Origin of the sequence: Haemophilus haemolyticus (genome assembly GCF_001008275.1) — a bacterium.
GTDB lineage: Bacteria > Pseudomonadota > Gammaproteobacteria > Enterobacterales > Pasteurellaceae > Haemophilus > Haemophilus haemolyticus_P.
Window position 1 is genome coordinate 63,037 of the sequence record NZ_LCTH01000057.1, and the last position, 15,426, is coordinate 78,462.

Annotated in this window: 12 protein-coding genes; all 12 read right to left on the minus strand. The window is 38.7% G+C overall.

Going from position 1 to position 15,426, the window contains the following annotated elements; genetic code table 11:
• Positions 1-2 precede the first annotated feature (2 nt).
• The 12 genes from ftsZ to AAX15_RS08370 all read right to left on the minus strand — a co-directional run bounded on the left by ftsZ (position 3) and on the right by AAX15_RS08370 (position 15,421).
• Positions 3-1,265: a cell division protein FtsZ gene (gene ftsZ, locus AAX15_RS08315; RefSeq protein ID WP_005637676.1), complete on the minus strand. Its 1,263-nt coding sequence runs from the start codon at positions 1,263-1,265 to the stop codon at positions 3-5.
• An 81-nt stretch (positions 1,266-1,346) separates the two neighbouring features.
• On the minus strand, positions 1,347-2,624 hold the full coding sequence (ftsA, locus tag AAX15_RS08320) for a cell division protein FtsA (protein WP_046940027.1): 1,278 nt from the start codon (positions 2,622-2,624) through the stop codon (positions 1,347-1,349).
• A 15-nt stretch (positions 2,625-2,639) separates the two neighbouring features.
• Entirely contained in the window at positions 2,640-3,404 is a 765-nt protein-coding gene (locus AAX15_RS08325; RefSeq protein WP_005637672.1) for a cell division protein FtsQ/DivIB, read from the minus strand.
• Complete coding sequence (locus tag AAX15_RS08330; protein WP_005637670.1) at positions 3,404-4,324, minus strand: D-alanine--D-alanine ligase; 921 nt, start codon at positions 4,322-4,324, stop codon at positions 3,404-3,406. Before AAX15_RS08330 ends, AAX15_RS08325 begins: the two co-directional genes overlap by 1 nt.
• 85 nt (positions 4,325-4,409) lie before the next feature.
• Positions 4,410-5,837, minus strand: coding sequence for a UDP-N-acetylmuramate--L-alanine ligase (murC, locus tag AAX15_RS08335; RefSeq protein ID WP_046940028.1), 1,428 nt, complete (start codon positions 5,835-5,837; stop codon positions 4,410-4,412).
• 96 nt (positions 5,838-5,933) lie between these two features.
• Positions 5,934-6,989: an undecaprenyldiphospho-muramoylpentapeptide beta-N-acetylglucosaminyltransferase gene (murG, locus tag AAX15_RS08340; protein WP_046940029.1), complete on the minus strand. Its 1,056-nt coding sequence runs from the start codon at positions 6,987-6,989 to the stop codon at positions 5,934-5,936.
• Positions 6,990-7,000: 11 nt separating this feature from the next.
• Positions 7,001-8,185 carry a putative lipid II flippase FtsW gene (ftsW, locus tag AAX15_RS08345; protein ID WP_005637663.1) on the minus strand — a complete coding sequence of 395 codons (1,185 nt, stop codon included), beginning with the start codon at positions 8,183-8,185 and terminating at the stop codon, positions 7,001-7,003.
• A 22-nt stretch (positions 8,186-8,207) separates the two neighbouring features.
• Complete coding sequence (gene murD, locus AAX15_RS08350) at positions 8,208-9,521, minus strand: UDP-N-acetylmuramoyl-L-alanine--D-glutamate ligase (protein WP_046940030.1); 1,314 nt, start codon at positions 9,519-9,521, stop codon at positions 8,208-8,210.
• Positions 9,522-9,644: 123 nt separating this feature from the next.
• On the minus strand, positions 9,645-10,727 hold the full coding sequence (gene mraY, locus AAX15_RS08355; RefSeq protein ID WP_005630348.1) for a phospho-N-acetylmuramoyl-pentapeptide-transferase: 1,083 nt from the start codon (positions 10,725-10,727) through the stop codon (positions 9,645-9,647).
• Entirely contained in the window at positions 10,721-12,094 is a 1,374-nt protein-coding gene (murF, locus tag AAX15_RS08360) for a UDP-N-acetylmuramoyl-tripeptide--D-alanyl-D-alanine ligase (RefSeq protein ID WP_046940031.1), read from the minus strand. Before murF ends, mraY begins: the two co-directional genes overlap by 7 nt.
• 18 nt (positions 12,095-12,112) lie before the next feature.
• Positions 12,113-13,579, minus strand: coding sequence for a UDP-N-acetylmuramoyl-L-alanyl-D-glutamate--2,6-diaminopimelate ligase (gene murE, locus AAX15_RS08365; protein ID WP_005637657.1), 1,467 nt, complete (start codon positions 13,577-13,579; stop codon positions 12,113-12,115).
• Positions 13,580-13,588: 9 nt separating this feature from the next.
• Positions 13,589-15,421: a penicillin-binding transpeptidase domain-containing protein gene (locus tag AAX15_RS08370; RefSeq protein ID WP_046940032.1), complete on the minus strand. Its 1,833-nt coding sequence runs from the start codon at positions 15,419-15,421 to the stop codon at positions 13,589-13,591.
• Positions 15,422-15,426 lie beyond the last annotated feature (5 nt).

Here is a 15,426-nt window from a genome sequence, read left to right on the forward strand (position 1 = left end):
AATTAATTTTCTTCACGTTGCGCAGGATTAAAGAAACTATTTTTCTTAAATGCTTCTAAACGATCTGTAATAGGTTTATCCAACGGACGATGATATTCTTCTGCTGGAGTTTTTTGAGTTTCTACTGGCTCACGAGTATGTATATCAGGCACAATATTTACGCGGCCTGTACCTTCTGGCTCAACTGGACGAGAAGGACGCAATACTTGAACAGACTCAGTTGGGGCGATTTCCCCTAATCCTGTTGCCACAATAGTCACTCGAATTTCATCACTCATCTCAGGCACTAAACTCGTACCAATAACCACTGTTGCATCTTCTGAAGCAAAGCTACCGACAGTTTCACCAACGATATTAAACTCTTCAAAAGAAAGATCCATACCAGCTGTGATATTTACCAAAATACCTTTAGCATTAGAAAGATCGATTTTTTCCAATAAATCATTACGTACTGCAATACGAGCGGCTTCTTCTGCTCGCCCCTCACCTGCAGCACCAATAGCAGAACCGAAACCAATCATCGCTTGTCCCATTTCAGACATAACCGTTCTTACATCGGCAAAGTCCACATTGATTAGACCTGGCGATGTAATCATATCCGAAATGCCCATAACTGAATTACGTAACACATCATTTGCTGCAGCAAAAGCATCAATTAATTTAGCATTTTTAGGGAGAACTTTTTGAATTTGTTGATTAGGAATAATAATCATCGAATCAACATACTGAGCTAAATCTTTGATACCAAGCTCTGCAAATTGCATACGCTTTTTGCCTTCAAAAGCAAATGGTTTGGTCACAACAGCAACAGTTAAAATGCCCAATTCTTTAGCAATTTTTGCGACAACAGGCGCAGCACCAGTACCAGTACCACCGCCCATACCTGCTGCAATAAAGACCATATCCGCACCTTCAAGCATTTTGCGAATTTCTTCCTGATCATCTTCCGCAGCCTTACGACCAACATTTGGGTTTGCCCCAGCACCTAAACCTTTGGTAGTTTCTCCACCAATTTGTACGGTTTGTTGAACTTGGCTTTTACGTAATGCTTGAGCGTCTGTATTTACAGCGTAAAAAATAATACGACCATGCTCTTCTGAAGTTAATGAGCTTTCACCTAAATAAGTCCCACCCATTTCTTGCTTAACCATACTCATAACCATATGATTTACAGCATTACCGCCACCGCCACCAACACCTACGACTTTGATCAGTGCGCCGGACTCATTAAAATTATCGTACTCAGGGTACTCTGGGTATAACATCGATGTTCTCCGTTAAGGCCAGATAAGCTGGCTCAATATAAAACCTAAATTCTCTCTATTGTAGATGAAAAATCAAAATAATCAAAATTCTGACCGCACTTTATTCACAATTTTTTTAATTCCATTCAAAATTGGTTTTAGTATTCCTTCATCAGTTTCATCATTTCCTGAAATCAAATCATCATCACTGTTACTATGGTTATACTGCAATAAGCCGACCACTGTTGAATATTGAGGACGATTCACGTAATCAGTCAATCCAGTAATATTAAGCGGGCTACCAATACGTACTTGGCAATTAAATACGTCAGATGCACATTCTTTCAAATCTTCTATTTGCGCCCCACCGCCAGTAATAACTACGCCAGCAATAAGCTCAAACTTCACATGTTTTGTTTCCAATTCAGCCTTTAATTTATCTAATTCGTCTTTCACAACACCTAGAAGTTCCGTGTAGCGAGCAGATGTAATTAAGGATAAATCACTCTTTGTTAATGAACTAGGTGCTCGCCCACCAATACTTGCAACTTCAATTTTTTTATCACCATGCAAACGAGCTGGATAAAATGCACTTGCATAATTAACTTTAATTCTTTCAGCTTCTGCACGCGAAATAGTACAAGCGTGGGCAATATCGTTAGTCACAATATTTCCTGCATAAGGAATCACCTTGCTAAAACGTAATGCACCGTTTGTATAAACCATCACATTCATTGTGCCTGCACCGAAATCAATCAAGCAAACACCAAGATCTTTTTCATCTTCGGTTAATACTGAATGCGTTGCTGCAAAACCGGAGAAAACCACTTTATCCACTTGTAAACCACAGCGCTCAACCGCTTTTTTCAGGTTGTTTTGCCAATCTTGATGACAGGCGATTAAATGTACTTGTGCTTTTAAACGGACACCTTGCAAACCCAATGGATTTTTAATATTCAACTGGCGATCCACTGCATATTCTTGTGGAATCACATGCAATAAGGATAAGCCTTCAGGCAACTTGATGGAGCTCGCTGTATGCAGTGCGGAATCAATTTCATCTTGTGTTACTTCACCATCTGAAATTGGCACAAAACCACTTTCATTTAAACTTTGAATATGTTCACCAGTAATTGCCAAAGTGACACTCATAATCTGACAATCAGCCATAGATTCCGCTGCTTCAATGGCTCTTTGAATAGAATTTACGACAGCTTCAAGATCGGTGATACTGCCACGATCAATCCCTTTAGATGGGCAACTACCAACACCTAACACATTCACTACGCCATCAGGAAATACCTCACCCACTACGGCAACAACTTTTGACGTACCGACTTCTAATCCTACAATTGTTTTAGCTTCCACACCTTTAACCATTTTCGCACCTAATTTTTATTTATCAGCCATACCCACTGCAGCGCCTGCCGCATATCGTAAATCTACATAATCTATTTTTTTATTTTCTGGAACATCAATTTGGGGATAAATCGTAACAAATCGTTCAAGCTTAGATCTCCATTCTCCACGACCTAACTTTAACACAATGTCATTATCAAGTGTTACTTGCCATGCACCGCGTTCATCAATATTCATACCTTTTGCAATTAAATTTTTTGATTTAAAATCCGCATAAATCTGATTCCATGCATCCAATACTTTTAAACTTTGATAATCAGGCCCACCTAAATAAGGCAAAGTATTTTCTTTTAATCGTTCAATTGGAAGTTGGAATACAACGCCATCCTGAGTAACAAATTGATTCTGATTCCAAAATGCCACTGGTTGATATTCAGTAATCCAAATACTTAAACGATTTGGCCATATTTTTCGCACAATTGAGCTTTTAACCCAAGGTAAAGCTTCTATTTGCGCTTGAATTGGCTCAACATCTTGCCCCCAAAAGCCTTTAAGAGCGCCCATTTTCAATAAGCTTTCCTTAATATCGGCATCCGTTGTAAAAACCTTTTGTCCAGCCAATGCAAAACCACTAATAGGCTTATCATCCATTTTCTCTAGCAGAGTTTTCCAATTAAAATAGATACCAAGAGCCAAAAGTATACCAAGCAAAGCCAAGAAAGCCCGAATATGAAAATAATATTTAGGCTTTTGTTCACCAAAACGAATATTCTGTGGAGTTTTCCTTTTCAGAATGTTCATTACACACTTAGCTCCAAAATTTTCACAACAAGCTGTTCAAAAGAAATACCCACGCTTGCAGCCGATTTTGGGAATAAACTGTGGCTCGTCATTCCTGGATTCGTATTCACTTCAACTAAACGAAAATCACCTTTCGCATCGCACATGACATCAATACGGCTCCAACCGCGACATCCTACTGCATCATAAGCACGTTTTACTAATATAGCTAACTCTTGCTCGCGCTCAGACGTTAAGCCAGCAGGACAGAAATATTGAGTATTATCAGAAATATATTTCGCATTGTAATCATAGAACTCACCTTCAGGAACAATACGAATAGCTGGAAGCACCTGGCTATCCAATACAGGCACAGTTAATTCATCGCCAGCTAACCATTCTTCAATCAGAATCGTATTATCAAATTTAAGGGCATATTCCACTGCACTTTTTAGCTCATCCACAGCTTTAACTTTAGTTAATCCAACACTAGAGCCTTCTAAAGAAGGTTTCACCATTAATGGTAAACCTAGTTTTTCCACTACAGCCTGAGCATCTAATTCAGCAAAGGTTTCTCGGGTTACTACTTCCATATCTGCTACAGGTAATCCAAATGCTTTCCACAACATTTTTGTACGCATTTTATCCATAGTTAATGCTGAAGCCATCACTCCACAACCAGTGTAAGGTAAACCAATTTGCTCTAATAAACCTTGCATTGTGCCATCTTCACCACCTCGGCCATGCAAAATATTAAACACTCGATGAAAACCATCCTTTTTAAGATTAGCAACATTATATTCTTTAGGATCAATAGGATGAGCATCATAACCTTGGTTTAATAAAGCCTCTAATACGGCTTTACCTGAATTGAGAGAAACTTCACGCTCAGCGGATGTTCCGCCTAATAACACTGCAATTTTTTCTTGTTTTAAATTCATTTTATCCTACTTATATATCTTATTCTGATGGCCTTAGTTAATAGATAAGGCCATCTCAAATTTCTAAAATCTGTTTATAAAAGTCTTAATTTTTCCAAGATTGAGCTAAGCCACGAGAGATTTTACTTACGCTACCCGCACCTTGTGCCAAAATCAAATCGCCATCTTGAATAATTTGATCAAGAACGTCGCCTAATTGTGATGTGTCAGAAACCAAGATTGGATCGATTTTTCCTAAATTTCTAATGGAGCGACAAAGAGATTTACTATCAGCTCCAACAATCGGCGTTTCTCCCGCTGCGTATACATCAAGCATAATTAATGCGTCCACTTGCGAAAGCACTTGTACAAAATCATCAAATAAATCACGAGTACGAGAATAACGATGAGGTTGGAAAATCATCACAATACGTTTATCTCCCCATCCTTCCCGTGCAGCTTTAATCGTTACGCCCACTTCTGTTGGGTGATGACCATAATCATCAACTAAACGAACTTTACCATTTGGACGAATAAACTCACCTAACTGATCAAAACGACGACCTGCACCTTGGAAATCAGCAAGGGCTTCTAAAATAGCCTCATTGCCAATACCCTCTTCTTTTGCTACAGCAAGTGCAGCCGTTGCATTTAACGCATTATGTTTTCCTGGCACATTTAACAACACATTTATACGTTCATTATTTGGGCAAATCACTGTGTAATGACCTTGAAAACCTGTTTGTTCATAATCCTCAATGCGATAATCTGCATGTTCACTAAAACCATATGTAATCACTTGGCGACCAACTTTTGGCACAAGTTCCATTAATACTGGATCATCTGCACACATCACTGCTAAACCATAGAATGGCAAATTATGCAGGAATTTCACATAGGTGGCTTTCATTTTTTCGAAATCACCTTCGTAGGTATCCATATGGTCTGGTTCCATGTTAGTCACAACAGATACCATTGGCTGCAAATGTAAAAACGAGGCGTCACTTTCATCTGCCTCTGCAATTAAATAACGACTAGCACCTAAATGTGCATTTTTACCTGCAGATTTCACCAAACCACCATTAACGAACGTTGGATCGAGTTTTGCTTGGGTGTAAATCATGGAAATCATAGCAGTTGTCGTCGTCTTCCCGTGAGTTCCTGCAACAGCAATACCATGACGGAAACGCATGATTTCAGCCAACATTTGTGCTCGTTGAATCACGGGGATACGTTTTTGTTTCGCTGCAACTAATTCAGGGTTATCATCTTTTATCGCACTGGATACGACAACAACACTGGCACCTTCAATATGTTCTTCTGCATGGTCGATGTAGATTTTTGCTCCAGCTTGAGTTAAACGTTGAGTTACTAAGCCATCAGCAATATCTGATCCAGAGATTTGATAGCCTTCATTCAATAAAATCTCAGCAATACCACTCATTCCCGCGCCACCAATTCCAATAAAATGAATTTGTTGTACTCGACGCATTTCAGGGATAATTTTTCTAATTTCTTCGTGGGAATGTTTCATTTATTTTTCCTTTTTGACACATTGGCAAAATATTGGTGCCTATTCTAAAAGTGCGGTTGAAAATCGCAATATTTTTCTTATTCTTTGGAATATCAATTAGTTTGAGTTTTCTATAATAACTTCAGCAACTCGCTGTGCAGAGAGAGGCGTCGACATCGCTTTCGCTTTCTCAGCCATTTGTAATAAATTTTCACGAGTAAAGTTTTTTAAATAATTCACCAGAATTTCAGGCGTTAAATCTGCCTGTTCTATAATTTTCGCCGCGCCAACATCCGATAAATATTTCGCATTCAAATATTGTTGACGATCTTTATGTTGGAAAGGTACAAAAATAGCTGCAGCGCCAACTGCCGCAATTTCACATACAGTTAATGCGCCAGAGCGGCAAATTATCACATCGGCCCAGGCATAAGCCTCAGCCATATCATCAATAAATTCTGTTATTTTAACTTGTTCTGAATTCTCACCATAAAGTTGGGTAACTTCTTCTACCGCACCTTTACCTACTTGATGACGAACATCTAATTTATCTGCAAGCTGGACTACTACTTTAGGTAAAGTATGATTAAGCACTCTCGCGCCTTGGCTACCACCGACCACTAAAACACGTAATTTTTCCTCACGTTCAGCAAAACGAAGCGTTGGATATGGCATCTTAAATAAATCTTCTCGAACTGGATTACCAACAACTTCCGCATTAGGAAAAGCAGTTGGAAATGCTTGCAATATGCGAGTAGCAATTTTAGCTAACCATTTATTCGTTAAACCCGCTATCGCATTTTGTTCATGCAAAATTATCGGTACACTACAAAGTTTTGCAGCAATACCGCCTGGACCTGAAACATACCCACCCATTCCAAGTACAGCGTCAGGCTTTTCTTCTTGAATAATTTTTTTTGCCTGCAACACAGCACGGAAAATCGCAAAAGGAGCACTTAATAAAGCTTTTATACCTTTACCACGCAAACCCGAAATTTGGATAAATCTAATTGGGATTCCATGTTTTGGTACAAGGTGAGCCTCCATTCGATCTTTGGTACCTAACCAGCAAATATCCCATCCTTGTTTTTGTAAAAATTGGGCAACAGCTATCGCTGGAAAAACATGACCGCCGGTTCCACCAGCCATCACTAATAATTTTTTATTTTTCATCTTCTTTATCTCTAATCATCGCGTAGGCGTGCTTGGCCTGCGCGAAGTAAACGGTTTTCGTGATCAATACGTAATAAAATGCCAATAGTCGCTGACATAATGATAATACTCGAGCCACCATAACTCACGAGTGGAAAGGTTAAACCTTTAGTCGGTAACATTCCAAGTGCCATGCCTAAATTAACAAAGCCTTGGAAGAAAATCCAAAAGCCAATACCTAACGCTAAAAATCCTCTAAAACGTTGTTCTAACATTAAAGATTCTTTTCCGATCTTCAACGCTCTAAACACAAGCAAACCGAGCAAAATAACAACAATTAAAATGCCTATAAAACCAAACTCTTCACCAATAATCGCCATAATAAAGTCAGTATGCGCTTCAGGTAAATAATCTAGTTTTTGAATTGAATTACCTAACCCTTCACCCGTTATTTCACCACGACCAAATGCCATAAGAGAATTCGTTAATTGGAAGCCTGTACCATAAGGGTCTTTAAATGGATCTAAAAAACCGGTGAAACGTTTTAAACGATAAGAAGCAGAGATGATTAACCAGGCACCAAGAATTACACCTGTTGCACCAAGCAAAATAAATTGGAAAAAGTGCGCACCAACGATAAATAGCATACCGAAAGTAATAACAAACAGTACAACTGTACTTCCCATATCAGGCTGAACTAATAGGAACATCCCCATTACGCCCATCACAATAAAGGGTTTTATCGCACTAAATTTTCTACCTCTTACCTCATCATAACGACGAGTAAAATAGCTAGCCAAGAAACAAGTCAGTGCCAGCTTCGCAAATTCAGCTGGCTGAAAATTCAAAATACCCAATGAAATCCAACGCTTAGCACCATTTACTGATGTACCGATAAATAATACGGCTATCAATAAAGCCACTGCTGCCCAGAAAATATTTACATTCCATTTTTCCAACTTTTCAGTTGGAATATACAACATGACATAGCAAGTCGCTAAAGAAAGAAATACATAAAAAGCATCACGTTTTGCAAAGTAAAAAGGATCATTAAATAAACGAGAGCTATAAGGAATAGATGCAGATGTTACTGCCACTAAACCAATTAAAAGCAAAATAACAAATAACCAAAATAGCGCACGATCATACAACAAACCTTGCGGTGTGATGCGTGTCCATTCATCGTAATTTTTTTTGATGTTCTGTAAAAATTCCATCTTATTTTTATTAATGACTAAATTAGGCTGAATATTGAGCTAAACGGGTAAATTCTTCACCGCGCTTTTCAAAAGAGGCAAACTGATCGAGGCTTGCACAAGCTGGCGACAATAATACCATATCTCCGCTTTGCAATGTTGGGCGTAAAAATTCTATCGCTTGCTCCATTGTACCGAACAAATAACTTTGCGATGAAAGCTTAGCGAGTTGTGTACCATCTCGACCAAAACAATAACAAATAATGTTTGGTTGATTAATTAATTCAGCTAATTCTGAAAAATCAGCTCCTTTTCCATCACCACCTAACAACAAATGCAATTTGCCTTCAACATAAAGGCCTGCTAATGCGGCAACTGTACTCCCTACATTTGTTGCTTTAGAGTCATTAATCCAACGAATGCCATTAGCTTGATGCGCTAATTGAAAACGATGATCTAACCCTTTGAAATGACGAAGTGCGGTACGAATTGAATCTAAATTAATACCGACAGCTTGTGCCAATGCCGTTGCCGCCAAAATGTTCATATAATTATGACGACCGACTAATGTTGCTTCTTCACAAGGCAAAATTACTTCATCTTTTGCCATTAAGTATTGCTTGCCGTTTTCCGTTTTTAGCCAATAATCTGCTGTATTTTCCGCAAAAGAAACGGTTTGTTTCGCTTGATTTTCACCGTCACCAAAAGTCAGCTTATCCTCATTATTTAAAACGCCGACCTCAGCATTATGATAAATGCGTAATTTTGCTTGACGATAATCTTCTAAATCCACATAGCGATCCATATGATCTTCAGTCACGTTCAAGACAGTTGCAGCCGCAGCTTTTAAGCTGTAAGTTGTTTCAAGTTGAAAACTAGACAGCTCTAATACATAAAGTTCACAATCTTCATTCAACAATGACAAAGCAGGAATCCCAATATTTCCACCCATACCAACTTTCACGCCAGCAGCTTTCGCCATTTCATAAACTAAAGTAGTCACGGTACTCTTTCCATTTGAACCGGTAATCCCGACAATTGGCTTCGTCGCCGCTCGGCAGAATAATTCAATATCACCGATTACTTCTACGCCGGCTTTAAGTGCGGTTTGAATTTCAGGTGTTTTTACCGCAAGCCCTGGGCTGATAACAATCATATCGCTTTCAAGTAACCATTCCTGATTTAAACTACCAGTATGAAGAGGGATATTTTGAGGAAGTTTATCAACACCAGTAGGATTTTTTCGGGTGTCAATCACACGAATATTAGCCTGTTGGGATAAGAGATAATCCACGCAAGAAAGACCTGTTTTACCAAGCCCTATGATAGTAATATTTTTGTTTTGATAGGCGTTCATTTTCTTTCTTCTTAATTGCTGTAAATTTTAAAATTATATTATTGATGGAAATATAAAATTCTTTTACTAACGTAAAAAAGGTCGCCCTTTCAAAAACTGAAAGAGCGAGCCTAACTATATTTATTAACGCAACTTCAAGGTGACCAATCCCATCAACACTAACATTAAGGAAATAATCCAAAACCGAATAATCACTCTTGGCTCTGGCCATCCCTTTAATTCAAAATGGTGGTGAATCGGTGCCATTCTAAAAATGCGTTGTTTGCGTAACTTATAAGATCCCACTTGCAAAATAACAGAGAGCGCTTCAACAACAAATACCCCGCCCATTATCACAAGCAAAAATTCCTGACGAACTAGGATCGCCACTACACCTAGCGCTCCGCCTAATGCAAGGGAACCTACATCGCCCATAAAGACTTGTGCTGGATAAGTATTGAACCATAAGAATCCTAACCCTGCACCAACAATAGCTGTACAAAATACAACCACTTCAGAACTATATTTAATGTATGGGATGTGCAAGTATTCTGCAAAATTCACATTACCCGTTGCCCATGCAATTAACGCAAATGCACCTGCGACAAGCGCTGTTGGCATAATTGCCAATCCATCCAAACCATCTGTTAAATTCACCGCATTACCCGTTCCAACAATCACAAAGTAAGACAACACAATATAAAACAAACCTAATTGAGGCATAATGTCTTTAAAGAATGGAATCACTAAACGGGTTGCATCAGTGTCGTGGCCAAGCCAATAAAGCCAAAGGATTGCCACTAATGCCACAACAGACATCCAGAAATATTTCCAACGAGCAATCAAACCATCCGTGTTTTTACGAGTAATTTTGCGGAAATCATCCACAAAACCAATTGCACCGTACCCAAATAATACAAATAAGCAAACCCAGATATAAGGATTCGCGAGATTTGCCCATAATAACGTACTTACGCCAATAGAGAATAAAATCATCACACCACCCATAGTAGGTGTGCCTTTTTTTGCAAAGTGACTTTCAGGACCATCATTTCGCACTTCTTGGCCAAATTTTAAGATCTGTAAACGTTTGATCACTTTTGGTCCAATCCAAAGTGAGATAAAAAGTGCGGTTAATAATGCAAGAATTGCACGGACGGTAATATAAGAAATCGCATTAAACGCGGTTTCATAACGAACAAGATATTCAGCAAGCCAGACTAACATTTAATTTTATCCTTTAATGAATAGATCACATCTTCCATTTTCATTGAGCGCGAGCCTTTTCCTAGCACCACGACTTTTTTATTTTGTTGTAATTGGGTTTCAATCAATGGCACAAGAAAATCAACCATCTCCACCTTATCAGTAAAATGCTTACCCGAAACAGCCTCAGAAATAACCGCGCTTTCGTTGCCATAAGAACAAACTAAATCTAAATTTGCCGAGTTGGCATGTTGTCCTACTTCATGGTGAATAGCGAGAGAGTTTTCGCCTAACTCTTTCATATCACCAACACACAAAATACGGAAAGCATCATAACTTTTTAAAACATCAATGGCAGCACAGAGAGAATCTTTATTCGCATTATAAGTATCATCTAATAACACTAAATTAGGCATTACTTGAATGGGGAATAAACGCCCTTTCACTTGAGAACGTTGTTCTAATCCAGCTTTTACATCTGTAAGAGTGGCGCCAACATTCATCGCAAGTGCGGTAGCTGCCAAGGCATTTTTTATATTATGCGCACCAAGGTAAGGCAAGCTAATCTCAATTTCACCTTGTGGGGAAATAAGTGTAAAAGTAGAACCTTGATCAGTATGATGAATATTTTTTGCAGAATAATCTTTACCGTTGAAATATTGAATTTCATGTTCACCGATTTCTTTTTGCCAAACATTTAAATGATTATGTTCTGCGTTAATAATCGCCACACCATTCGATGTTAAACCACGATAAATTTCACCTTTAGCTTGTGCTACGCCCTCTAAAGAACCAAAGCCTTCTAAATGCGCGGGCGCAATATTATTAATCAATGCTGCATCAGGTTGAGCTAATTTTGTGGTGTAATCAATTTCACCTTGATGATTGGCACCAAGTTCGATCACTGCGAAACGATGTTTTTCTGTTAAGCGAAGAAGGGTTAAAGGAACACCAATATCGTTATTAAAATTGCCATTGGTAAAAAGTACCGCGTCTGAATCACCAGCAGTATGTTGCAAAATACTCGCCGTCATTTCTTTTACCGTGGTTTTACCAGAAGACCCTGTCATCGCGACAGTACGCGGATTGATTTTCTCGCGTAACCATTTTGCAAGTTCACCCAAGGCAATACGGGTATCCTTAACCAACAATTGTGGAACAGAAATGGAAAAATTTTCTTGCTGAACAACAACAGCTACCGCACCTTGTGCTACCGCTTGTTCAAGATATTGGTGAGCATCAAACTTTTCGCCCTTCAAAGCAAAAAATAAACTATTTGATACACTTTTTCGGGTATCCGTATTAATTTCTTCAACTTGCACATTTTTATCGCCAATTAATTTAGCTTGAAGAATCTGTGCTAGCTGTTCAGTAGAGAGTTTAATCATAATTTAATTGTTATTATTTTACTTTAAAAAATCATGTGCTACATCTTGATCAGAAAATGAAATCACTTCATTACCAATAATTTGATAATGCTCATGACCTTTACCCGCAATTAAAATCACATCATTTTCAATAGTACTTTCAATTGCAAATTGGATAGCTTGTTCTCTATCAGGAATAATGCCTACTTTATCCATATTTTTAAAGCCGGCGACAATATCTGATTCAATTTGGCTTTGTGATTCTGTTCGAGGATTATCTTTCGTCACAATAACCTTTTCAGCAAACTGCTCTGCGACTTGTGCCATTAATGGACGTTTGCCTCTATCGCGGTCTCCACCACAGCCAAAAATACACCATAACTCACCTTGGCAATGTTCACGCGCTGCCATCAAGGCTTTTTCTAGTGCATCAGGTGTATGCGCATAATCTACAATAACTGTTGGTTTATTTGGATATTGAATCATTTCCATTCTTCCACATACTCCTTTCAAAGATTTCGCCGTAGCGAGTAAATTTTCCAATGGGTAACCAAATGATAATAACGTAGTCATCACTAATAACAAATTGCTTACATTGAAAGCGCCGATTAACGGACTATGCAATACGCCATTACCCCAGCTAGATTCAAAAGTAATATCAGCACCTTTAGCGTGATAGTGGATATTTGTTGCCTTCATCCATTGATGTGAGTTTGATTGGAAGTCAGTGCTCGTACTTACCGCAATAGCATCAGGTAATTCACTTAACCATTGGCTTCCAATCTTATCATCAGCATTAATCACTTTAATTTGCGTATCTAATTCGGTAAATAAGCGTTTTTTTGCGGAAGCATAATTTTCCATGGTCTGGTGATAATCTAGATGATCACGCGTTAAGTTCGTAAAAATTGCTGCTTTAAAATGCAATGACTCCACGCGATGTTGTGCCAAACCATGCGACGAAACTTCAATAGAGGCAAAATCAGCGCCAGCTTGCTTAAAACTGAAAAGTGATGATTGAATTTCCACAGCTGAGCCAGTTGTATTTTTAGCTTCTACAACTTGACCTAAAAGGCCATTACCAATGGTTCCCATCACTGCCGCACGATGACCTAATAATTCAGCCCATTGCGCTAATAATTGAGAAATAGTGGTTTTGCCATTTGTCCCTGTTACGCCAACAAGCGTTAATTTTTTAGAAGGTGAATCATAGAAAATATCCGCCAAAGACGAAAGATGGCGTGCAAGTTGATAAAACTTTACTACTGGTACATTCCGAATAAACGTTACTGTTAAATGCTCGCTAGATAATTCTGTCTCAGAAACCACCGCACTCGCACCAGAATCAATAGCAGGATCAATAAATTGATTTCCATCGACCTGATGACCTTTTATCGCCACAAAAAGATCTCCCGCTTTAACCTTACGGCTATCCAACACCATATTATGGAGTTCTATATCATTCTTTAATTCAGGCAAATTAAAAAGTGCGGTGAGTTTTTTCATAATTTTTCCTTAATTCACTTTTTGATTCTTGTGATCACCAACATATACGATACGTTTTGCGCTTTTCGTTGCTATTTTTTCAACAGGTTCAGCATCTTGTGGAATGGCATTTACACGCAAAGCATAACCCATAATGCTAGAGAATACTGGCGCAGAAACTGCACCACCATAATATTCACCGGCTTTTGGATCATTAATCAAAATCACTAATGCATAACGAGGGTCACTAATCGGTGCAATACCCGCAGTAAATGCCACATATTTATTTACATAATGTCCATTTTCAATCTTACGCGCTGTCCCCGTTTTCACGCCAACACGATAGCCTTCCACCATTGCGCGTTTATTTTTAATTGCTACTTTCTCTAAAATCCCTACTATATCTTTAGTTATTTTTTCAGAGAAAACGCGTTTTCCAATGACTGGCGGATCGACTTTAGTGATAGAAAGTGGGCGATAAACACCAAAACTACCAAGGGTTGCATAGGCTCGAGCAATTTGTAAAGGTGTCGCAGTAATACCATAACCATAAGCGACTGTTGCACGTTCAATATCAGCCCAGCGTTTACGGTTTGCGTTCAAAATCCCAACTTGTTCACCGATCAAGCCTAAATCTGTTGGTTTACTTAAACCTGCATTTTGATAAGTTTCCATCAATGCACTAGGTGGCATACGTAATGCAAGGCGACTCACACCACGGTTACTCGAATTGATTAAAATCTCATCTAAAGTTTGTTGTGCACGAGGTGCAACGTCCACAATTTCTTTGCCACTCACAGTGAATGATCCCGTGTTGATGATTTCATCACGGCGCACTACTCCACGTTGAAGTGCGGTTAAAACTACGAAAGGTTTTACAGTAGAACCTGGCTCAAACGTATCGGTGATTGCACGGTTACGCATTAATTCTGATTTCACACCGACACGGTTGTTTGGATTGTAAGATGGTGCAGTAGCCATAGCCAACACTTCACCAGTTCTAACATCAACTAACACCGCAGTACCAGACTCGGCATTATTATCAGACACCGCCTTTTTAATCTCACGATATACCATGGATTGTAATTTTTCATCGATACTCAAGGTAACATCTTGCGCATCATATTTTTTCTCATCCGCAATATGTTCAACGATGTTTCCCCGTTTATCTTTACGGACAGTACGTGAACCATCCTTACCCACAAGCATGGAGTTAAAGCTTTTCTCAATGCCCTCAATACCGTTTCCATCAATATCGGTATAACCCACCACATGCGCAGCTTCTTCTACGCGAGGATAAAAACGACGATGCTCAGTTTCTAAATTAATACCTTTAATCTTAAGTTTACGAATATAATCTGCTTTGTTAGATTCTACTTGACGGGCCAAATACAAATAACCTGATTTGGAATTCTTCTCGATTTTTTTCACCAAATCATTTTCGCTCATACCCAATTCTTGTGCCAACGCAGTAACCCGTTCTTTATCAGAAAGTGCATTTTCTTTTAACATGGTTTTCGGATCTGCAACCACCGCATTCATCGGTACACTAACAGATAAAAGCTGACCATTACGATCTAAAATTGAACCACGTACAGATAACACTTCATCTTTACGCAAAGAACGTTTATCAGCCTCTCCAGATAAAGTGCTTGAATCAACAGACTGTACATAAGCAGCACGAGCGACTAAAGCACATAAACCGGCCAAAATAAAAAAAGCAGAAACCCAATAACGAACACGCATAAAACATTTCTCAAATACAATTTTCGGTTTGTTATGTTTCACGGCTTCAGGTGCGGTCAATTTTCTAATTGTTTTTTTTGCTTTACCTGATTTACGAGAAGAATTGAACTTAACCATCTTTG